14 protein-coding genes are annotated in these 20,086 nt (G+C 71.1%); 8 read left to right on the top strand and 6 right to left on the bottom strand.

The annotated features are described in order from the left end of the window. Positions 1-432 precede the first annotated feature (432 nt). Entirely contained in the window at positions 433-2,559 is a 2,127-nt protein-coding gene (locus D7X12_RS24570; RefSeq protein WP_244224753.1) for a hypothetical protein, read from the top strand. A 6-nt stretch (positions 2,560-2,565) separates the two neighbouring features. Here D7X12_RS24570 and D7X12_RS24565 read toward each other — a convergent pair whose 3' ends face one another. The 5 genes from D7X12_RS24565 to gltB form a co-directional block, all read right to left on the bottom strand. Beyond that, entirely contained in the window at positions 2,566-3,009 is a 444-nt protein-coding gene (locus tag D7X12_RS24565) for a hypothetical protein (protein ID WP_120627710.1), read from the bottom strand. Further along, positions 3,006-3,251 carry a hypothetical protein gene (locus tag D7X12_RS24560; RefSeq protein WP_120627709.1) on the bottom strand — a complete coding sequence of 82 codons (246 nt, stop codon included), beginning with the start codon at positions 3,249-3,251 and terminating at the stop codon, positions 3,006-3,008. The genes D7X12_RS24565 and D7X12_RS24560 overlap by 4 nt, the downstream gene beginning before the upstream one ends. 30 nt (positions 3,252-3,281) lie before the next feature. Beyond that, complete coding sequence (locus D7X12_RS24555; RefSeq protein ID WP_147443791.1) at positions 3,282-4,508, bottom strand: hypothetical protein; 1,227 nt, start codon at positions 4,506-4,508, stop codon at positions 3,282-3,284. A gap of 127 nt (positions 4,509-4,635) precedes the next feature. Continuing rightward, positions 4,636-6,096 carry a glutamate synthase subunit beta gene (locus tag D7X12_RS24550; protein WP_120627707.1) on the bottom strand — a complete coding sequence of 487 codons (1,461 nt, stop codon included), beginning with the start codon at positions 6,094-6,096 and terminating at the stop codon, positions 4,636-4,638. A 2-nt stretch (positions 6,097-6,098) separates the two neighbouring features. Continuing rightward, positions 6,099-10,673, bottom strand: a complete 4,575-nt coding sequence (gltB, locus tag D7X12_RS24545) for a glutamate synthase large subunit (protein WP_120627706.1) — start codon at positions 10,671-10,673, stop codon at positions 6,099-6,101. Positions 10,674-10,935: 262 nt separating this feature from the next. Between gltB and D7X12_RS24540 the strand changes: the two genes are divergently transcribed. Genes D7X12_RS24540 through D7X12_RS24525 form a run of 4 tightly spaced genes read left to right on the top strand, consistent with a single transcriptional unit; the run spans position 10,936 to position 15,452 of the window. Further along, complete coding sequence (locus tag D7X12_RS24540; protein WP_244224752.1) at positions 10,936-11,547, top strand: biliverdin-producing heme oxygenase; 612 nt, start codon at positions 10,936-10,938, stop codon at positions 11,545-11,547. After that, a complete protein-coding gene (locus D7X12_RS24535) occupies positions 11,528-13,798 on the top strand; it encodes an ATP-binding protein (RefSeq protein WP_120627705.1) in 2,271 nt (756 codons plus the stop codon). The genes D7X12_RS24540 and D7X12_RS24535 overlap by 20 nt, the downstream gene beginning before the upstream one ends. Further along, the gene (locus D7X12_RS24530; protein ID WP_120627704.1) at positions 13,795-14,244 is read left to right on the top strand and encodes a response regulator; all 450 of its coding nucleotides are present in this window, start codon (positions 13,795-13,797) and stop codon (positions 14,242-14,244) included. Before D7X12_RS24535 ends, D7X12_RS24530 begins: the two co-directional genes overlap by 4 nt. Further along, positions 14,241-15,452, top strand: a complete 1,212-nt coding sequence (locus D7X12_RS24525) for a hybrid sensor histidine kinase/response regulator (protein WP_120627703.1) — start codon at positions 14,241-14,243, stop codon at positions 15,450-15,452. The genes D7X12_RS24530 and D7X12_RS24525 overlap by 4 nt, the downstream gene beginning before the upstream one ends. A gap of 21 nt (positions 15,453-15,473) precedes the next feature. Here the strand turns inward: D7X12_RS24525 and D7X12_RS24520 are convergent, their stop codons facing one another. Continuing rightward, a complete protein-coding gene (locus D7X12_RS24520; RefSeq protein WP_120627702.1) occupies positions 15,474-16,043 on the bottom strand; it encodes a DUF420 domain-containing protein in 570 nt (189 codons plus the stop codon). A 175-nt stretch (positions 16,044-16,218) separates the two neighbouring features. Between D7X12_RS24520 and D7X12_RS24515 the strand changes: the two genes are divergently transcribed. From D7X12_RS24515 to D7X12_RS24505, 3 genes are all read left to right on the top strand, one after another. Next, a complete protein-coding gene (locus D7X12_RS24515) occupies positions 16,219-18,189 on the top strand; it encodes a DUF1585 domain-containing protein (protein ID WP_120627701.1) in 1,971 nt (656 codons plus the stop codon). Beyond that, positions 18,189-18,860, top strand: a complete 672-nt coding sequence (locus D7X12_RS24510; RefSeq protein WP_120627700.1) for a hypothetical protein — start codon at positions 18,189-18,191, stop codon at positions 18,858-18,860. The genes D7X12_RS24515 and D7X12_RS24510 overlap by 1 nt, the downstream gene beginning before the upstream one ends. 17 nt (positions 18,861-18,877) lie before the next feature. Then, positions 18,878-20,086, top strand: a 1,209-nt coding sequence (locus D7X12_RS24505) for a DUF1501 domain-containing protein (protein ID WP_120627699.1), incomplete at its 3' end; no start/stop codon positions are given.

Raw genomic sequence — 20,086 nt, 5'->3', positions numbered from 1 at the left:
GCCCCCGCCGAGCAGGCCCCGTCGGTGCCGGTGCCCGCGTAGCGGCCTTCCCTGGCGAAGCTGGAGGACACGGGGCCCCTCGCTTCACGCGGGTGGGCCCCGTCGTGCATCCGGACCGGAGGGCGTGGTCTCCGGAGGCTGCGCCCTGTCGGGAATGGGATGGGCGGCGGGCAATGGCTACCCGAAGCGGCATTCCCTGTCTTGCGTCGGACGGGGGCCGGCACCTCCGTGTCTGCTCATGACCCGGACCCCGGTGCGTAGAGTGAAGGCCATTCTTCCGGGGGGGAGGATGGCTTCACGGGTGGGGCGCGCATGCGGCAGGAACGCAAGGGATTGAAGTCGTGGAGGAACACGTCGGGGTGGCTGTGGGTTGCCATGCTGGCGGTCAGCGGTTGCTCGAAGGAGTCAGCCCCCCCCGCGGAGGTGCCGGCGGTGCGAACCGCCCAGGAGCGCGTGCAGGTCGAAGCGCAAGGCTCCACCGCCAGCCTGGGCGAGCTGCCCTTCGTGGATGCGCTGTCGGTCACCGGCCTCTTCATCCAGAAGCTGGAGCAGCCCACTTCCATGGGGGAGACGACGGCCGTGCACGTGAAGCTGCCGCCCCCGGCCAACCGGGAACTCGCGGAGAGTCTCGTGCGCGTCGTGGGCGACCCGGAGGATCCCGTGGTCCTGTTCCGCTCCGACGCCCTGGTCCAACTGGGTGCGATTCCCCAGAGCCCCGGGCCCGGGTTCTTCACCCTCTTCTCCCAGCTCCCGGAGTCAGAGCTGGAGCGCCGTTGGTCGAGCGATCCGCGGACGCCCCAGGGCGGGTTCGGAGCGCTCACCCGGGAAACCATCCTGTTCAACGGTCGCCACCCGGCCGCGCGCTTCGAGGGGCTCGCGGTGGATGCCAGGGCCTTCCGGGACGGTGCCCTCATCCCCATCACCTCCTGCCCGGTGCTGCCCGCCTCCACCGAGGAACTCTGGGGGAAGACGCTGCTCATCCGGGACCCGGCCGTCGTGTTGGATGCCGCGCGCACGTGGGACCCCTGTACCGGCGCGGGCACGCAGGGCGGCGTGTGGACCTTCGCGCACCTCATGCGGCAGATGGCCCAGGGCTCCGGCGCGAGCCCCGAGGACTTCGTGACGAACTGGCTGTCACTCTGGCTCAATGACTATCAGGTCAACGGCGACAACGTGCCGGCGCGCCGGAAGGTCTACGACGAGGTGATTGCCCCCTGGGCCGCAGCCAGCGGCGTGCTGTCCGGCCTCCAGCTCAACCCCGTCACGGGCCGCTGGGAGGTCCTGCTCGGGGATCCGCTGAACCTGGACATCGCCCCCTTCCGCCTGGTGGCCATCGTCAATCGCATCGACCTGGCCCGCAACACGGCCGGAGGCTACGGCCGCGTGACCTCCGCGGGCGAGCTGCGCTTCGTGTTCGGCCTCACCCGACCCTCGCCCTGGGGCAAGGGCGGGACGGAGGAGACCTGCAACCCCAGGCCCTTCACCGTCATCTTCGAGTACGGGGTGCCGCGCGCGGGTTGCCAGAAGGTCAAGGGGTGGGCGCGGCAGTGGGCGCGGCTTGGCACCCATGCCACCTTCGACGAGTCCTACCGCGCGCAGCTCGCGGAGATGACCCAGAGCGTCGTCCTGCATGGCAAGGCCCCCGGCGGGGGCAACCAGAGCGCGCTCAACCAGCTGCGCACCAATGAGATTGCCCTGGGGCTGGGTGAGGCGAAGCCGTGGGAGCTGCGGGAGTTCCGGCTGACGGACGAGGACCCTGGCCACGGCACCGACCGACCCTCCAACGGGCTGCTCCGGGTGCATACGGTGGCGCTGACGCCGGATGACGCGACCCACGACTCCCAGACGGATCCCGACGTCGGCGCTTTCGTGCGGACGACCGTCAAGAACGGGGTCCGGCAGCCGGTGCAGGTCCCCACCCGGTGCGCCGCGAACTACACCCTGCCGCCCCTGTTCAATGGCAGGTCCTTCCAGGGTGGCAATGCGCAGGTGGCCCCGCCCACCCACTGGGCCGCCCTCAACGCGCTGTCCACCGATGCCAGCGAGGTCTGCGCGCGCAAGGAGTTCTCCGGCAACACCTGCAACGGCTGCCACTTCAAGGACACGGGCACCACCGACTTCTCTGGTGGCGACAACAACAACGCCTTCACGCACGTCAGCCCCACCACGGGCATCCCGGCGAGGCTGTCGAAGTTCATGACGGGCGGTGGCGCGGGCTTCATGTTCCTCGTCCCGGACGCGCAGTTCGGCGCCTCGGTGACGTCGTGGCCGTTCGCGGACCTGCTGCGCCGTCACCAGCTGCTGTACGACCTGGCCGCCTGCTCCACCTGTGGACGCTTCCTCGCATTGGAGCCGGGATTCCTGGGCCGGATGGAGGCGCTCGCCGGGGCGGTGCCCTACGAGGTGGTCCCCGGCGCACGCAAGCCGCCGTTCAAGGTGGGGCCCATCCGTGACGTCGCGATGGTGGAGCAGATCCTGGAGCTGCGTCCCGGGTTCAAGGCGGACCTCCGGGACACGCCGCTGGGCCTGCTCCGGCCGCCAGAGGTCTTCGTCCACTGACGGGCCCTACCGCGAGGGCTCACGCTTCAGGAGGACGGGGATGCCTTCCGCGTCCTCCTCGCGGGTCCTGACGTTCAAGCCCCCGTCCGCGTCGAGCGTCAGACAGGGCTCCAGCGCTTCGGGCTCCGGGCTCAGGCAGATGCGGCCCTCCGGTCCCCGCTCCAGTCGCACCTCCCGGCGCTCCAGCTCCACGGGGGGCAGGTGGGCGGACACGACGTGGAGCAGCGTCGCGGTCCCGTCTTCCCGCACCTTCAACTGAAGCAGGCCCACGTGCTGTGGCGGCCGGCCGTTGTAGATGCCCGGCGCGACCAGGGGCTTCGCGGGGGGCGCGGGTGGTGCCGGCTCCACGGACGGCGGAGCCGGCGCCACGGGGCGCGTGCAGGCGAGGGCGCTGGCGACCACCAGCGCCGCGAAGAGGCTCCGGGACGCGCGGACCTCGCCGGGGCTCACCGGGGGGCGTTCCGCAGCTGCACCGTGGAGCGGAGGAACTGGCCCTCCGGCCCGTACTCGCGCAGCGTTCTGCGGTCCCCTTCCTGGAAGGCGACCACCTTCACGACGGGCACCAGTTCGCCCGCTTCGTCCTTCGCGAAGCGGATGGAGGCGGGGACTTCCTTCGCGTCGACGGTCTTGGTGACTTCCTTCGTCGCGCCGTCGATGAACTGGATGGTCCCCGGATGCTTGGGCTCACTCATGACCTGAAGCTCCTCTCATTGACGTGTGCCTCATGGCTTCGGCTTCTCGGCGAGCAGGGCGTCGATGATCTTGAAGCGCTCGGGCATCATCGCCCGGACCTCCGCCTCCTTCGGCGTGCCCTTCACCTGCTGGTAGAGCTGGAGCGCCTCGCCGAAGTCCTCGCTCGGGGCCGCCTTCGCGTACTTCGAAGGCACGATGCCGTCGCTCTTGATGGCCGCCTTCCAACCATCCCAGCGCTTGTCGCTGTCGTCGGCGCCCCACTGCTTGATGGAGAGCGTGTGGCCCGTCTCGTGGATCATCGTGCCGTCGAGGTAGTCCTGGGACTGCTTCGGCTTGCTCGGGTAGATGTTGATGACGCCGTCGGCGCCGGCCGTCATGTATGAGGAGAAGTTGGGGTCGTTGTACTCCTTGGCCCAGTGAGCGTCGGCGGGGTTCGGCTTGCCCTCGACCAGCACCTCCTTGACCAGCGCGCGGCTGGACTTGGGCAGCGCGGCGAGCCCCTTGGCCACCTCGTCGATGCTGTGGGTGGTGGCCTTGTCCGCCTTCTTGGGCAGGTAGACGGGGTACTTCTTGCCGTCCACCTCCACCTCGTACTTCACGGCGTCGGCCTTGCCGCTCTCGAATGCGATGTCCTTCACGTTCGAGGGCCCGTGCAGCTTGTACGGCAGCCGCGTGTCCTTGAAGGCGTCCTTCTGGGGCGCCACCACCTTCGGCGTGGCGGGCTGATCCGTGAGGAACTTCTGGAGCTGCGCGGTCTGCTTGCCCGCGTCCGCCTTCTTGAAGGTGTCGGAGCCCAGCTTCTTGGACAGCGCCGAGCGCGCGGGCCCGGACAGGTCCACGTTGGTGCCGCCCACGTACTTCAGCAGCTTCTGCTGATCCGCCTCCTTCATCCCCTGGAAGCCGGGCGAGGCGGCGAGCGCGTTGAGCGTCTTGCAGGCCGCGCTGTCCTTCGGATGGAGCGCGAGCTGCTGGTCCAGCGTCTTGCGCACGTCCGCGGGGAGCTTCGGATCCTCCTTGGGGGCCGCGGCGCCGGCCTTGGCACCTGCCTTGGCGCTGGCCTTGCCGGCTCCCGCCTGCGGCTTGGGCCGGGCGGCGTCCGTGTCCTCGAAGCGGCTCTCGTAGCGGGCCTCGCGGAGCTTCGTGGACGCGGCCGCCGCCGTGTTCGCCGGGGCCCCCTTCGGCGGAGGCGGAGGCGTGCGTGCGGACCGCGAGAGCGGCGATGGGCCTGTGCCGGCGCCCCCAATGCGACGGGTCATGATTCGATCCTGGTTGAAGCTCACCCGGCGTCCCCAAGAAGCCGGGAGGTTCAGCCCGGGATGTTACTCAGGGTATGGGTCCCGTGTGAAGCCAGGGGGCTCCGGAGAGCCCCTGGCCCCCGTTCTTTCAGAACGCGCAGTCCTGTCCGCGCGTCGGCAGCACGGAGGACGTGCCGGACAGCCAGAGGTCCATCGCGCGCGCCGCCTCGCGCCCGTCCGCGAGCGCCCAGACGATGAGGCTCGCGCCCCGGCTCGCGTCGCCCGCGCAGTACACGCCCGGCACCGACGTGGCGAACTTCGCGTCCACCTTCACCGTGCCGCGCGGCGACAGCGCCACGCCCAGCTCCTCTTCCAGCTTCCCCGTCTCCGGCCCGGTGAAGCCCATGGCCAGCACCAGCAGGTCCACGTCGAACACCTGCTCGGAGCCCGGCACCTCCACCAGCTTCGGCGCGCCGCCCGGCTCGCGCTGCACCTCCACGTGCACCGCGTGCAGGCGCTTCAACTGCCCGTCCTCACCCTCCAGCCGCTTCGTGAGGAGGGCGAAGGCCCGCTCGCCGCCTTCCTCCTGGCTGGAGGACGTGCGGAACACCAGCGGCCAGCGCGGCCACGGGTTGCCCTGCGCGCGCACCGACGGCGGCGCGGGCATCAGCTCCACCTGCGTCACGCTCGCCGCGTCCTGGCGCAGCGCCGTGCCCAGACAGTCCGAGCCCGTGTCGCCGCCGCCCAGGATGATGACGCGCTTGCCCGTCGCCTCCAGCCGCGCGTCCGGCGTCGCGCCCGCCGTCACCACGCGGTTCTGGTGCTCCAGGTAGTCCATCGCCTGCACCACGCCCGAAAGCTCGCGCCCCGGCACGTCCAGCTCCCGGGCCCGCCGCGCGCCCATCGCCAGCATCAGCCCGTCGTACTGCTCGCGCAGCGCGCGGAAGCCCTTCGTCGCGCCCACGTCCTCTCCGACGCGGAAGACGATGCCCTCCGCCTCCATCAGGGCGATGCGCCGGTCCAGCACCGCCTTCTCCAGCTTGAAGTCCGGGATGCCGTATCTCAGCAGCCCGCCGGCTCGCGCGTCCTTCTCGTACACGGTGACGGTGTGCCCCGCGGCGTTGAGCTGTGCCGCCGCCGCGAGCCCCGCGGGCCCGGAGCCCACCACCGCCACGCGCTTGCCCGTGCGCCGCGCCGGAGGCCGGGGCTTCACCCAGCCCTCCGCGAAGGCGCGCTCCGAAATCTCCTTCTCCATCTGCTCGATGGTCACCGCGTCCCGGTCGATGGCCAGCACGCACGCGGCCTCGCACGGCGCGGGGCACAGGCGCCCGGTGAACTCCGGGAAGGTGTTGGTGCGGCTGAGCACCTGGTACGCCTCCTTCCACTGGCCCCGGTACACCGCGTCGTTGAAGTCCGGGATGAGGTTCCCCAGGGGACAGCCCTGGTGGCAGAACGGGATGCCGCAGTCCATGCAGCGCCCCGCCTGCCGCTTCGCCTCCTCCGGCCCCAGCGGCAGCACCAGTTCGCGCCAGTCCTCCAGGCGCTCCGCCTTGTCCCGCTTGGGGGCGGGGACGCGCGGCCACTCGACGAAACCCGTGGGCTTGCCCATGACTAGACGCCCCCGCCAACGACATGGAGTTGCTGTTGTACGCCCGTGGCAGGTGGTGGACGCCGTGCCGCGCGCCGCGCCTGGAGCACGCGCTTGTAGTCGGTGGGCATCACCTTCATGAACTGCGGCACCATCAGCTCCCAGTTGTCGAGCACCCGCCGCGCCAGCGCGCTGCCGGTGTGGTGCAGGTGGCGCTCAATCATCCCGTGCACGAGCCAGATTTCGGACTCGTCCACCAGCGACTCCAGCTCCACCATCTCCAGGTTGCAGCGCTCGCGGAAGCTGCGCTCGCGGTCCAGCACGTACGCCGTGCCGCCGCTCATGCCGGCCGCGAAGTTGCGGCCCGTCTGGCCCAGCACCACCACCACGCCGCCCGTCATGTACTCGCAGCCGTGGTCGCCCACGCCCTCCACCACCGCCTGCGCGCCGCTGTTGCGCACCGCGAAGCGCTCGCCCGCGAGCCCCCGCAGGTACACCTCGCCGGCCGTCGCGCCGTAGAGCACCGTGTTGCCCACGAGCACGTTCTCCTCGGGGGTGAAGCGGCTGCCCTCGGGCGGGTAGACGATGACGCGGCCGCCGGACAGCCCCTTGCCCAGGTAGTCGTTGGTGTCGCCCTCCAGCTCCAGCGTCACCCCCGCCGCCAGGAACGCGCCGAAGCTCTGGCCCGCGGAGCCCTTCAGCTTCACCCGCAGCTTCCCGTCCGGCAGCCCCTGCGCGCCGTGGCGGCGGGCAATCTCCCCCGACAGCATCGCGCCCACCGCGCGGTGCGTGTTGCTCACCGGCAGGCTGAGCAGCAGGGGAGGGCCGCCCGCGAGCACCGACTGCGCCTTCTCCAAGAGCCCGTGGTCCAGGTGGTCCGACACGTCCTTCTGGTGCGGCACGTCGCAGTGCCGGGGCTCGGAGGCCGGCGCGGCCGGCGCGGTGAGCAGCGCGGACAGGTCCACCTTGCGCGCCTTCCAGTGGTCCACCGCCGCGCGCTGACGCAGCAGGTCCACGCGGCCCACCAGCTCCTCCAGCCGCCGGACGCCCAGCTGCGCCATCTGCCGGCGCAGGTCCTCGGCGAGCAGCATGAAGAAGCTCACCACGTTCTCCGGCGTGCCCTGGTAGCGCTCGCGCAGCGCCGGGTCCTGCGTGGCGATGCCCGCGGAGCAGGTGTTGAGGTGGCACTTGCGCAGCATGATGCAGCCGACGGAGACGAGGCTCGCGGTGGCCAGGCCGAACTCCTCCGCGCCCAGCAGCGCCGCCACCAGCACGTCGCGCGCGGTGCGCAGGCCGCCGTCCACCTGCACGCGGATCCGCGAGCGCAGGCCGTTGTGCACCAGCACCTGCTGTGTCTCCGCCAGCCCCAGCTCCCACGGCAGGCCCGCGTGCTGGAGGCTGGAGAGGGGAGAGGCGCCCGTGCCGCCCTCGTAGCCGGCGATGACCACGCAGCCCGCGCCCGCCTTGGCGACGCCTGCGGCGATGGTGCCCACGCCCACCTCGCTCACCAGCTTCACGCTCACGCGCGCCTTCGCGTTGACGGACTGCAGGTCGTAGATGAGCTGCGCCAGGTCCTCGATGGAGTAGATGTCGTGGTGTGGCGGCGGGGAGATGAGCGTCACGCCCGGCGTGGACCAGCGCACACGGGCAATCCGCTCGTCCACCTTGTGCCCCGGAAGCTGGCCGCCCTCGCCGGGCTTGGCGCCCTGGGCCATCTTGATTTGAAGCTCGTCCGCGTTGACCAGGTACTCGGCGGTGACGCCGAAGCGCGCGCTCGCCACCTGCTTGATGGCGCTGCGGCGCGAATCCCCGTTCGGCTCCTTCGCGTACCGGCGCGCCTCCTCGCCGCCCTCGCCGCTGTTGGACTTGCCGCCCAGCCGGTTCATCGCGATGGCCAACGTCTCGTGCGCCTCCGCGCTGATGGAGCCGAAGGACATGGCCCCGGTGACGAACCTGCGCGCCAGGGACAGCGCGGGCTCCACCTCCTCCAGCGGCACCGGCGTGCAGCCCTCCGTCACCACGTCCAGCAGGCCGCGCAGGTTGCTGTGCTCGCGCGTCTCGTCGTCCGCCAGCTTCGAGTACTCCTGGAACAGCGCCGCGTCGTCCGCGCGCACCGCCGCCTGGAGCTTCGCCACCGTGGCGGGGTTCCACTTGTGCCGCTCGCCCTGCCGGCGCCAGCGGAACTGCCCGCCCACCGGCAACAGCCCCTCCTCCAGTTCCGCCGCCGGACCGAAGCCGCGCGCGTGCCGCTCCGCCACCTCGCGCCCCAGCTCCGGCAGGCCCACGCCCTCCACGCGCGACGGCGTGCCGGTGAAGTGCTTCTCGATGAGGGAGCGCTGCAGGCCCACCGCCTCGAAGAGCTGCGAGCCCCGGTACGACTGGAGCGTGGAGATGCCCATCTTGGACATCACCTTGAGCAGCCCCTCCTCCAGCGCGTGGACGTACTGCGCCTGGGCCTTGTCCGCGTCCGCCTTCAGCTCGCCGGAGTCCGCGAGCGCGCGCAGCGTGTCCAGCGCCAGGTACGGGTTCACCGCGGACACGCCGTAGGCGAACAGGCACGCGAAGTGGTGCACCTCGCGCGCCTCCGCCGTCTCCAGGACGATGCCCGTGTACATGCGCGTGCCGTCGCGCACCAGCCGCTGGTGCACCGCGGACACGGCCAGGAGCGCGGGGATGGCCGCGTGCGCCGCGTCCACGCCGCGGTCGCTCAGCACGAGGATGCTCGCGCCCGCGTCCACCGCGTCCACCGCCGCCATGCACAGCCGCTCCACCGCGACCTCCAGCGCCGTGGCCGAGCCGCCCGCGTGCGGGTACAGCAGGCTCAAGGGGCGCGGCTCGAACAGGCCCGTGTCACCCCGCAGGTTCGCAAGGCGCGCCAGCTGCCCGTTGGTGAGGATGGGCCCCGGCAGCGACAGCCGGTGGCACTGCTCGGGCGTCTCCTCGAAGGTGTTGCCCTCCGGGCCCAGCGCGGTGGCCAGCGTCATCACCAGCGCCTCGCGCAGCGGGTCGATGGGCGGGTTCGTCACCTGCGCGAAGAGCTGGTGGAAGTAGTTGAAGAGGGTGGGGGCCTGGTCGCTCAGCACCGCGAGCGGCGTGTCGGTGCCCATGGAGCCCGTGGGCTCCTTGCCACCCTCCGCCATGGGCACCAGCGTCGTGCGCACGTCCTCGTCCGTGTAGCCGAACGCGCGCTGCAGCCGCCACAGCGTCTCACCCTTCACGCGCGGGGGCGCGGGGACGGCGGGCAGGTCCTCGAAGGTGAAGACGTTGCGCTGCAGCCAGCGGCGGTAGGGCCAGCGCGTGGTGAGCTCTCGCTTCACCTCCTCGTCCTCGATGATGCGCCCCTCGGTGGTGTCCACCAGCAGCATGCGGCCCGGCGTCAGCCGCCCCTTGCGGCGCACCTGCGAGGGGGGCACGTCGATGACGCCCGTCTCCGACGCGAGGATGATGCGGTCGTCCTCCGTCACCAGGTAGCGCGCGGGCCGCAGGCCGTTCCTGTCCAGCGTCGCGCCAATGAGCTGCCCGTCCGTGAAGGCGATGGCCGCGGGCCCGTCCCACGGCTCCAAGAGCGACGCGGAGTACTCGTAGAAGGCGCGGCGCTCGTCGGCCATCTCCTTGTGGCCCTCCCACGCCTCGGGGATCATCATCATCATCGCGTGGGGCAGGGTGCGGCCGCCCAGGTAGAGCAGCTCCACCATGTTGTCGAACTGCGCGGAGTCGCTCTTGCCCGGGACGATGATGGGCCACAGGGGCTCCAGGCTGCCGCCCAGCTTCGCCGTCTGGAGCAGCCCGCGCCGCGCCGTCATCCAGTTGCGGTTGCCACGCAGTGTATTGATTTCACCGTTGTGCGCGATGAAGCGGAACGGCTGCGCCAGCTCCCACGTGGGGAACGTGTTGGTGGAGAAGCGCGAGTGCACCAGCGCCAGCGCGCTGACGAACTCCGGGTGCCGCAGGTCCGCGAAGAAGCGCGGCAGCTGCCGGGGCAGCAGCAGCCCCTTGTAGATGAGCGTCTCCGACGAACAGCTGGCCACGTGGAAGCGCCCCTGCGGATCCACGCCGCGCGCCTGCACGCGGTTCTCCACCAGCTTGCGGATGCGGTACAGCTTGCGCTCGAAGGCGCTGGGCACCACCCGCCTGCGCGCGATGAAGAGCTGCCGGATGACCGGCGCCACCTGCCGCGCCAGGGGCCCCAGCTCCTCCGGCGCCACCGGCACGTCACGCCAGCCGAGCAGCCGCTGGCCCTCCTCCTCCACCACGTCCTCGAACAGCGCCTCGCACGCCGCGCGTGCCTCCGGCTCCGCCGGCAGGAACACCTGCGCCACGCCGTACTGACGACGGGGCGGCAGCTCGAAGCCCAGCTTCGGCGCCTCGTGGTTGAAGAAGCGGTGGGGCAGCTGCACCAGGATGCCGGCGCCGTCCCCCGTCTCCGGATCGCGCCCCGCGGCGGCGCGGTGGCTCAGCCGGTTGAGCAGCTCCAGCGCGTCCTCCACGATGCCGCGCGACCGCTGACCCCTCAGGTGGGCCACGAACCCCACACCGCAGGCGTCGTGCTCGGTCTCCGGCTCGTACAGGCCGTAGCGCCGGGGGAGGGTGGACGACATCGGGGGGACTCCTCTCCCGCATGACGCAGGAAGGCAAGCTGTTGAGCATGCAGGCTAACGCGCCGTGTCGGAGCCCGTAAAGGCAGGGTGGCGCGGGGGGTTGGCGGCCGGCGTGGAGTGGGGACGGGGAGACAGGCCGGCCGTCAGGTTCTCCACAGCGCGTTGAAGGCCGCGGGCACCCGACGGTGAACGGATGAACGGACAACATTCACGGCAAATGGTTGTTCCCCCACGACGCGCCGCTTCCCATCCTCAGGAGACCTTGGCCCTGCTGCAGCGACTGAAGACGGAGACGCGCTCGCATCACGAGCGCACGGAGGGTGTGGTGCGTCTGATGGACGCGCACCTGACGCCCGAGGACTACCAGCGTCAGCTGGAGGACTTCTACGGCCTCTACCTGCCCCTGGAGGCGCGCCTCGCGGGGCCGCTGTCGGCGCTGGGGCCCGCGCTGGCGCTCGAGTCGCGCTGGAAGACGCCGCTGCTGGAGGCGGACCTGCGCGCCCTGGGGCATGACACGGCCTCGCTCGCACGGCTGCCGCGCGCATGCGCGCTGCCCATCCTTTCGGGGCTCGCCGAAGCGCTGGGCTGTGCCTATGTCTTGGAGGGTTCCACGCTGGGCGGGCAGCTCATCCTGCGCCACCTGACGCGCCACTTCGGCGCGGACGCGCGCGTGGGCGACTTCGCCTTCTTCCGCGCCTACGGAGACCGGGTCGGGCCCATGTGGAGGGCCTTTGGCGATGTCGTCACCCAGGCGTCTGAACAGGCCGCCTCCGACAGCTTCGATGCGGCCGTCATCCAGGGCGCCCGTGACACCTTTGACGCCTTCGCGGCGTGGATGACGCGAGAGAACACCGATGTCCCTGTCCGTCTCTGACGCCGACCTGAGCCTCTGCGACCGCGAGCCCATCCACCTGCTGGGCGGCGTCCAGCCCCGGGGCGTGCTCGTCGCCTTCGAGCCGGGCCGGGGCACCATCGCCGTGGTGAGCGCCAACGCGGCGACGCTGCTGGGGATGGAGCCGGGAGCGCTCCTGGGGCAGCCCCTCTCCCGCGTGCTGTCCCCGGACGCGCTCGCGCGCGTGGAGGCCGGCATGGCCCTGGGCCCCGTCATGGTGGAGGCTGGCGGTCAGCCGTGCTCCGCGCTGCTGCATGACAGCGACGGCCTGCGGGTGCTGGAGCTGGAGCCGCTGTCGGACGAGGACGCGAAGGACGAAGAGGACGCGCTGATGGCGGTGCACCGGCTGGTGTCACCGCTGGCACGGGCGCGCGGCGTGGCCGCGCTGCTCCAGGAGGCCGCGGACGCGATGCGCGCGCTCATCGGCTTCGACCGGGTGATGGTGTACCGCTTCCACTCGGACTGGCACGGCGAGGTGGTGGCGGAGAGCGTCCGCGACGGCGTGGAGCACTTCATGGGGCTGCACTTCCCGGCGAGCGACATCCCGGTGCAGGCGCGCGCCCTCTACACGCGCAACCTCGTGCGCCTCATCGCGGACGTGGACGCGGAGGTCGTGGGCCTGGTGCCCCCGACGCGCGCGGACACCGGCCAGCCGCTGGACCTGTCCGGCGCGGCCCTGCGCAGCGTGTCCGAGGTCCACCTGGAGTACCTGCGCAACATGGGCGTGGCCGCGTCCTTCAGCGTGTCGCTGCTGCGGGAGGGCCAGCTCTGGGGGCTCATGGCCTGCCACCACCTGACGCCCCGGCGGGTGTCGGCCGCGCGGCGGCAGGCGTCGGAGGTGCTGGCGCGGCTGTTGTCGCTCCAGCTCGCCGCCGAGGAGCGCGGCAAGGAGGCCGCGGCCCAGGCGCGCCGCGCCTCGCTGCTCAACATGCTGGTGATGCCCGGCCTGGGCGAGCGCAACCCCGCCCGGCTCCTGGAGGGCCACTCCCCGCTGCTGATGGAGCTCACGGGCGCGCGCGGCGTGGCGCTGGTGCTGGGCGCGAGCTCCGGGCTGGGCAAGGCGCCCCTGCTGCTGGGCGCCACGCCACCGGAGGAGGACGTGCAGGCCCTGGTGTCGTGGCTGGCTGCACAAGAGCTGCAGGACGACCTCTGGTTCACCGACCGCCTGGGCGGGGTGCTCCCCGCGATGGCCGCCCGCACGGACGTGGCGGCGGGCCTCCTGGCCGTGCGCCTGGACCCCGCGGTGCCGCACTTCGCGCTGTGGTTCCGGCCGGAGGTGGCGCGCACCGTGTCGTGGGCCGGCAATCCGCACAAGCCCGTGCACCCGGTGCCGGGACACTCGCGGCTGCACCCGCGCGCGTCCTTCCAGGTGTGGCGCGAGGACGTGCGGGGCGCGTCGCTGCCGTGGACGGCGCAGGACCTGGAGGCGGCGCGCGCGCTCAAGGGCGCGCTGGTGGGCGTGGTGCTGCGGCACGCGGAGGAGCTGGCCGGACTGTCGCGCGAGCTGGCCCGCTCCAACGCGGAGCTGGACGCCTTCGGCGGCACCGTGGCGCACGACCTCAAGGAGCCCCTGCGCGGCATCCTCCAGTACAGCTCCTTCCTCCAGGAGGACTTCGGCCCGTCGCTGGGCGAGGTGGGCCGCGCGCAGCTGGACTCCCTGGCGTGGCTCGCGAAGCGCACCTACGAACTGCTCGACAACCTCTTCGAGTACAGCCGCCTGGGCCAGCTGGAGCTGTCGTGGGAGGAGACGGACCTCCAGGCCCTCGTGGACGACGTGCTGCGCACGCTGGGGGCGCGGCTCCAGGAGGGGCGGGTGGAGGTGCGCCTGCCCCGCCGCCTGCCCACCGTGGCGTGTGACGCCGTCCGCATCCGGCAGGTATGGGCCAACCTCATCACCAACGCGGCCAAGTACCAGACGGGCGAGCCGCGCTGGGTGGAGGTGGGCTTCTTCGCGCCGGGAGAAGCGCGGCCGGAGGCGGCGGCGCGCGTGGTGGCGCCCTACATTTTCTACGTGAAGGACCCAGGCATCGGGATTGCTCCCCAATTCCATGAAGCCATCTTCGAACTGTTCCGCCGCCTGCACCCCGCGCAGGCCTACGGCGGGGGGACGGGGGCGGGGCTCGCCATCTCACGCAGGCTGGTGACGTTGCACGGCGGGAACCTGTGGTTGGACTCCGCGCCGGGACAGGGGTCGACCTTCTACTTCACGCTCGGTGAGGAGCCCCTCGGATGAGTGCCCCGCTGCTGCTCGTGGAGGACAGTGACCCGGACGCGCAGGCCCTGGAGCGCATCGCGCGCCGGCTGCCGCTGCCCGTGCCGGTGGTGCGCGTGAGCGACGGTGAGAGCGCGCTGGACTATCTCTACCAGCGGGGCGCCTACACGGAGGCGCGCAAGCCCTGCCTCATCCTGCTGGACCTGCACCTGCCCGGCATCGGCGGGCGCGAGGTGCTGACGACGCTGAAGGCGGATCCTCGCCTGCGCCCCATCCCGGTCATCATCTTCTCCAGCTCCCAGGACGTGGAGGACGTGGACGGCGCCTACGCCGACGGGGCCAACAGCTACCTCTTCAAGCCGCAGATCGGTCCGCAGCTGCAGGCCACCGCGGACGCGCTGTACGCCTTCTGGTTCCAGGCCGCGCGCCTGCCGCGCCTGCCCGCGCCGGAGGGACAGCGGGCATGAACCTGCGCGTGCTGCTCGTCGATGACGGCACGGCGGACCGGCTCACGGTCAGCCGCGCGCTGGCCCGCGACCCGGACATGCGCTGGGAGGTGGAGCAGGTGTCCTCCGCCGAGGACGCGCTGGCGTACCTGGCCACGAACACGCCGGACGCGATGCTGCTCGACTACCACCTGCCCGGCATGAACGGCGTGGCCATGCTCCAGAAGCTCTCCGGGCTGGGGCTGCCCGCCCGTCCCGCCGTCGTGGTGCTCACCGGCAGCGGCAACGAGCGCGTGGCGGTGGAGGCGATGAAGTCGGGCGCCCAGGACTACCTCGTCAAGGAGTCCTTCAGCCCGGAGCGCCTGCGCCGCAGCCTGCGCGCCGCGGTGGAGACGGTGCGCATGACGCGCGAACTGGAGGCGCGGCGGCTGCGCGCCGAGCGTGCCGAGGCCGCCGCCCGGGACGCGCTCGCCGTGCGCGACGAACTCTTCGCCCTGGCGACGCACGACCTCAAGGGCCCGCTGCAGATCATGACGCTCAACGCCCAGGTGCTGCGCCGGCAGATCCCCGCCGCCGTGATGACGCCCGCGCTGGAGACGCGGCTGGGCCACCTCGTGCGCGCCGCGCACCGCATGGGAGAACTCATCGACCACTTCCTGGAGGTGACGCGCGGCCAGGAGCAGCCGCTCCAGCGCGAACCCCTGGACCTGCTCGACCTGGTGCGCGCCAAGGTGCGCGAGCAGGAGACCCACGCGGCGCACCACCCCTTCGTCCTGGAGGCGCCCGAGGGCCGCGACTTCACCGGCGACTGGGACGTGCGCGCGCTGGAGCGCGTGCTGGAGAACCTGATGGGCAACGCGGTGAAGTACAGCGCCGCCGGCACCACCGTCACGGTGCGTCTGTCGCTGGAGGAGGGGGACTCGCGGCAGGAGGTGCGGCTGGACGTGGTGGACCAGGGCATCGGCATCCCGGCCGCGGACCTTCCCTTCGTCTTCGAGCGCTTCCACCGCGGCAGCAACGTGTCCCAGGACGTGTCCGGCAGCGGCGTGGGCCTGGCCAGCGCGCGCCGCCTGGTGGAGCTGCACGGGGGCACGCTCTCCGTGGAGAGCGTGGAGGGCCGGGGCTCCACCTTCACCGTGCGCCTGCCCCGGAGGGTCCACGCGTCGGGCCCGAAGGTGCACGGCACGTCCCGCTCCGAGCGCGGCGACTCCGACCACCCGGAGCAGTGATTCGGGGGCGGTCCCCGTGCTTCAGGGCACCGCGGGGGTGGCGCCGCGCAGCACGAAGAACACCACCACGCCCGTCACCGACACGTAGAGCCAGATGGGCGCCAGCCACCGCGTCACCTTGCGGTGCCGCGTGAACTGCTGCCGCCAGGAGAAGTAGAAGGCGACCAGCGCCAGGGGCAGCACCGGCATGGACAGCAGCACGTGGCTGGCCAGCAGCGTCAGGTACAGCCCCCGGAAGTCGCCCACGTAGCGCGTGTCCCCGTGGATGTAGTGGTAGGCGAGGTAGCCCACCAGGAACAGCGCGGACGCCGCGAAGGCGCTCACCATCAGGTTCTGGTGCACCCGCCGCGCGCCGCGTTTGATGGCGATCCACCCGCCCAAGAGCAGCACCGCCGCCGTCGCGTTGAACCCCGCGTTCACCGCCGGCATGAAGCGCAGGTCCACGCCCGTCCCTTCCGTCCCGCGCCGGAAGAGCAGCAACCACGCGAGCAGCGCCAGCGCCCCGGCGGACACCACGCCAATGGCGATGAAGAAGGACCGGTCGCGCGACGGCGACGAGGGGGGAGTCAGCCCGAGTGCGGCGTTGGACATGACCCCTTGTGGCCTGCGTTACCGCCCCCGTGCAACTCCTTCGCCGGGGTGGATGCTCCAGGGTCGTACATGTCGGGCGAATGGAATCGGTAAGGTCAACTAGACCGCAAACCGGCAATTCCTTCATACTCCTTGCCTTTGCGTCGCCCCCGACCCCCCCTCTCGGAGGTTCACCGTGTTCAGCGTGCGTTGCCTTGCCCCCTTGGCGAGCGCCGCCCTCCTGCTCGCCCTGCCCGCGTCCGCTGAAGAAGCGATGTGCGCGCCTGTGGCGAAAGTTCCTCTGGAGCGGCACCTGCGTCAGCTCTCCCTCGACCTGCTGGGTCGGCCTCCCACCATGGAGGAGTACAAGACCTTCCAGGCCAAGGGCTCCGTCACCGCGGACGACGTCCGCAAGATGATGGGCCAGGAGCCCTTCTACGCCCGGATGCGCGAGTTCCACCGCGCGCTCTTGCGCTCCAACATCAGCCAGAGCGTGCAGGGCAACGGCGACTACCGGGTCTCCGGCACGCCGCTGAGCTTCGGCGGCAACAACGCCAACGCCCTGCGCGGCGGTCAGGGCCCGCGCTGTGACGGTGAAATCGAACAGGACAACTGCAAGGCGAACCCGCAGGACGCCCATGCGCTGGCGCCCACCACCTGTCGTGATCCGCAGGGCGTGCCGCTGCCGGTCAGCTACGACTACGACCCGAACTACTACCAGTGCCTCCCGCTGGACCCGGCCTCCACCGTGCCGGAGCTGAAGTACGCCGACTGCAACGCGCTGAAGGCCAGCACGGCGCACGGCAAGTACGCGAACTTCTGCGACAACCGCTACAGCAGCTCCGCCGGCCAGTCCGTGCCGTACCTGTGCCGGCCGGATCCGGACAAGACCTCCACCAACGTGCTGAAGCCGTTCCCGGACACGGGCGTCATCACCGCGTGGGTGCACCCTGCTCCGGAGACGCGGCCGAACCTGGAGCGGCTGGAGCGCTGCACGTTCGACCTGACGCAGCGCAACAACATCAAGGGCACCTGGGTGCCGCAGCGCGGCTGCCTCCAGCGCGAAGGCTACGTGACGACCAGCGTGCAGCCGTACTGGTCCACCACCACGGAGCCCGTGAAGGTGTGCGCCATCGAGGCGCAGAGCCGCGCCACCAACCCGTACACCAACGAGTCCTGCGAGACGGGCCGCTTCAACAGCGACCGCAGCTGCGGCTGCGGCGACAAGATGCGCCGCTGCGAAATCAATGAGGTGCACCCCGCGCGCGTCACGGCCTTCAACGAGGAGCCGCTGCTCATCACCGACGCGGTGGTGCGCAACGACGAGCCCTACTTCAACATCCTCACCTCGCGCCGCTCCTTCGTGAACGGCACGCTGTCGGAGTTCTACCGCCAGCGCCAGGGCGTCGCGGTGTTCAACGTCAAGTCGCCCGCGGACCCGGCCACGCTGCCCGCCGTCGCGTACGCGGACACCACCACCTGGTCGGAATACACGCGCGACAGCACCCACTCCGGCGTGCTCACCACGCCCGCGTTCCTCTACCGCTTCCCCACCCAGCGCGCGCGCGTGAACCAGTTCTACGAAGCGTTCCTGTGCAAGCACTTCGCGCCGGCCGCGGACGCCACGCTGCCGCCCCCGGATGACTCCTGCAACCGGGAGAACAACCTGGCCAAGCGCTGCGGCTGCAACTACTGCCACGCCACCATCGAGCCCACGGGCGCCCACTGGGGCCGCTACGCGGAGCGCTCCGCGCTGTTCCTGCCGGCGGAGCAGTTCCCCCGCCTGGACCTGAAGTGCCGCGACTGCGCGCTCAACGGCGACACCAACTGCGGCGGCGAGTGCAGCCAGTACGTGATGCAGGCCTTCGACGGCGACGGCGCCAATTCGCTGGGCCTCCTGAAGACGTACCTCTACCGGACCGCGGAGGAGGAGAAGAACATCGAAGGCGGCCCGCAGACGCTGGTGCAGCGGATGATGGAGACGGGCGACCTGGAGCGCTGCACCGTCAAGCGCGTGTGGAACGAGTTCCTCGGCCGCGCGATGACGGTGGAAGAGCAGAAGCTGTACCTGCAGACGCTGTCGCAGGCCTTCGCCAAGAACAACCACAGCCTCAAGTCCCTCATCGAGCACGTGGTGATGTCCGACGCCTACCGGAGGATCGACTGATGCGCCGCCTCGTGTTGACCGCGCTCCTCGCGCTCGCCGCGGGCTGCACCAGCGGCTCCGTGGACGCCCCCGCCAAGCCCGTCCCGCTGGATGCCCAGCTGGACCCCGTGCCCAACCCGCATGGGAACGGCACCCCCATCGACCCGCTGCCGGACCCGGAGGCCCAGGGCGGCAGCGTGGGGCGCGCCCCCCGGCGCCTCACCGTCGCGCAGCTGAAGGAGTCCATCCGCATCGCGGTGGGCATGGAGTGGGATGAGCTGGAGGCCCGCGCCCAGTCGCTGGGCCGCGCCGACTACGCGCTCATCACCACGGAGAACACCGAGCCCAACCTCGTCTTCGCCCGCTTCCTGGACGACGGCGCGCGCAAGGTGTGCATCGCCCAGGCGCAGAAGGACATCGCGCAGCCGGACCTGTCGCTGCGCACGCTGGGCCGCACGCTGCCCACGCCCATGAGCGACTTGACGAAGCTCACGGACGCGCAGGTGAACGAAACGCTCGTCTACCTCTCCACCCGCTTCTGGGGCGCGCCCCTGTCGGGTGACGAACTGGCGCGCTACGCGGCCTTCTTCCGCAAGGCCGCCGCGCGCGCTGAAACCCTCAAGAAGCGGGACCAGGCGCTGGCGGTCGTGTGCATCGCCATGCTGACGGACTCGCGCTTCATCACCTACTGACCTTCAAGGTGCCTGCGATGAAGAAGACGCGCCAAGACGACACCTGCACCCCTGAACGTCGCAACTTCCTCAAGGCGGGGGCCGGCTTCATGGGCTCCCTCCTCCTGGGAGGCATCCCCTTCCGCGCCGTGGCCCAGGCGACGGAGCTCGCCGCCCCCGACCGCTGCTTCGTGTTCGTCTACTTCTCCGGCGGATGGGATCAGCTGCTCGCGTTCGACCCGCGCGACCCGGACGTGTTCACCCCGGACCGCGTCAGCGAGACGCGCATCATGCCGGGCTACAACCTGCTCTCCACGGATGCGCGCTTCCAGCAGACGCCCATCATCCCCAAGGAGCGCGCGGGCGCGGGCAAGCCCACGATGACCTTCGGGCCCGCGGTGGGCGCGCTGTCGGACCACTACGACCTGATGACGGTGGTGCGCGGCATCAACATGAGCACGCTCACCCACGAGGTGGGCTACCGCTACTTCCTCACCGGGAAGATGCCCATCGGCAGCGCCGCGCGCGGCTCCTCCACCGCGACGGAGATCGTCGGGCAGATGAAGCCCGCCGTGCCCATCCCCTCCATCGCGCAGGGCGTGGAGTCGTACAACGACCGCTACGGCGGCTACGCCAACGCGCTGCGCGTCAGCGGCCTGGCGGACCTGGTGCTCACGCTGGATCCGCCCTCCGCGGCCCGGACGCTGGACAGCGAAATCGAGAAGCAGCTGCTCGGCCTCAACGGCATGCCCATCACCTGCGAGGAGCAGGCGCTCACCGCGCGGGGCGTGGGCACGACGTACGAGAACAGCCGCGACCAGATGCAGGCGGTCATGGCCAACAAGCTGTCGGACACGTTCCGCTTCCAGCTGGCGGCCAACCAGGAGGTGCGCGACTTCTACGGGCTCAACAACCAGGGCTACCCGTACAACAGCGCCAACGGCCGCGCCGCCATGGTGGCCACCGCCCTCAAGAAGGGCATCAGCCAGTGCGTGTCCATCAACCTGGCCGGAGGGCTGGACACCCACTTCGGCACGCAGGTCACCCAGGCAGGCAACCAGCGGGGCGGATTCGACGCGCTGAACCTCTTGGTGAATGATCTGCGCCGCACCCCGCACCGCAGCGGCGGCAACTTCATGGACCACACCACCATCCTGGTCTTCAGCGAGTTCGCGCGCACGCCCACCATCAACGCCACGGGCGGCCGCGACCACCACCTGTCCAACAGCTGCCTGCTGATGGGCGCG

The sequence above is a fragment of the Corallococcus sicarius genome (assembly GCF_003611735.1).
GTDB lineage: Bacteria > Myxococcota > Myxococcia > Myxococcales > Myxococcaceae > Corallococcus > Corallococcus sicarius.
This window is presented reverse-complemented; position numbering and strand designations above follow the sequence as displayed.

What these genes read in the sequence shown, in the direction of transcription:
- D7X12_RS24560 (WP_120627709.1), bottom strand. Translation starts at nt 3,251, where the DNA reads ATGAGTGAGCCCAAGCATCCGGGGACCATCCAGTTCATCGACGGCGCG.
- D7X12_RS24555 (WP_147443791.1), bottom strand. Translation starts at nt 4,508, where the DNA reads ATGACCCGTCGCATTGGGGGCGCCGGCACAGGCCCATCGCCGCTCTCG.
- D7X12_RS24550 (WP_120627707.1), bottom strand. Translation starts at nt 6,096, where the DNA reads ATGGGCAAGCCCACGGGTTTCGTCGAGTGGCCGCGCGTCCCCGCCCCC.
- gltB (WP_120627706.1), bottom strand. Translation starts at nt 10,673, where the DNA reads ATGTCGTCCACCCTCCCCCGGCGCTACGGCCTGTACGAGCCGGAGACC.
- D7X12_RS24535 (WP_120627705.1), top strand. Translation starts at nt 11,528, where the DNA reads ATGTCCCTGTCCGTCTCTGACGCCGACCTGAGCCTCTGCGACCGCGAG.
- D7X12_RS24530 (WP_120627704.1), top strand. Translation starts at nt 13,795, where the DNA reads ATGAGTGCCCCGCTGCTGCTCGTGGAGGACAGTGACCCGGACGCGCAG.
- D7X12_RS24525 (WP_120627703.1), top strand. Translation starts at nt 14,241, where the DNA reads ATGAACCTGCGCGTGCTGCTCGTCGATGACGGCACGGCGGACCGGCTC.
- D7X12_RS24520 (WP_120627702.1), bottom strand. Translation starts at nt 16,043, where the DNA reads ATGTCCAACGCCGCACTCGGGCTGACTCCCCCCTCGTCGCCGTCGCGC.
- D7X12_RS24510 (WP_120627700.1), top strand. Translation starts at nt 18,189, where the DNA reads ATGCGCCGCCTCGTGTTGACCGCGCTCCTCGCGCTCGCCGCGGGCTGC.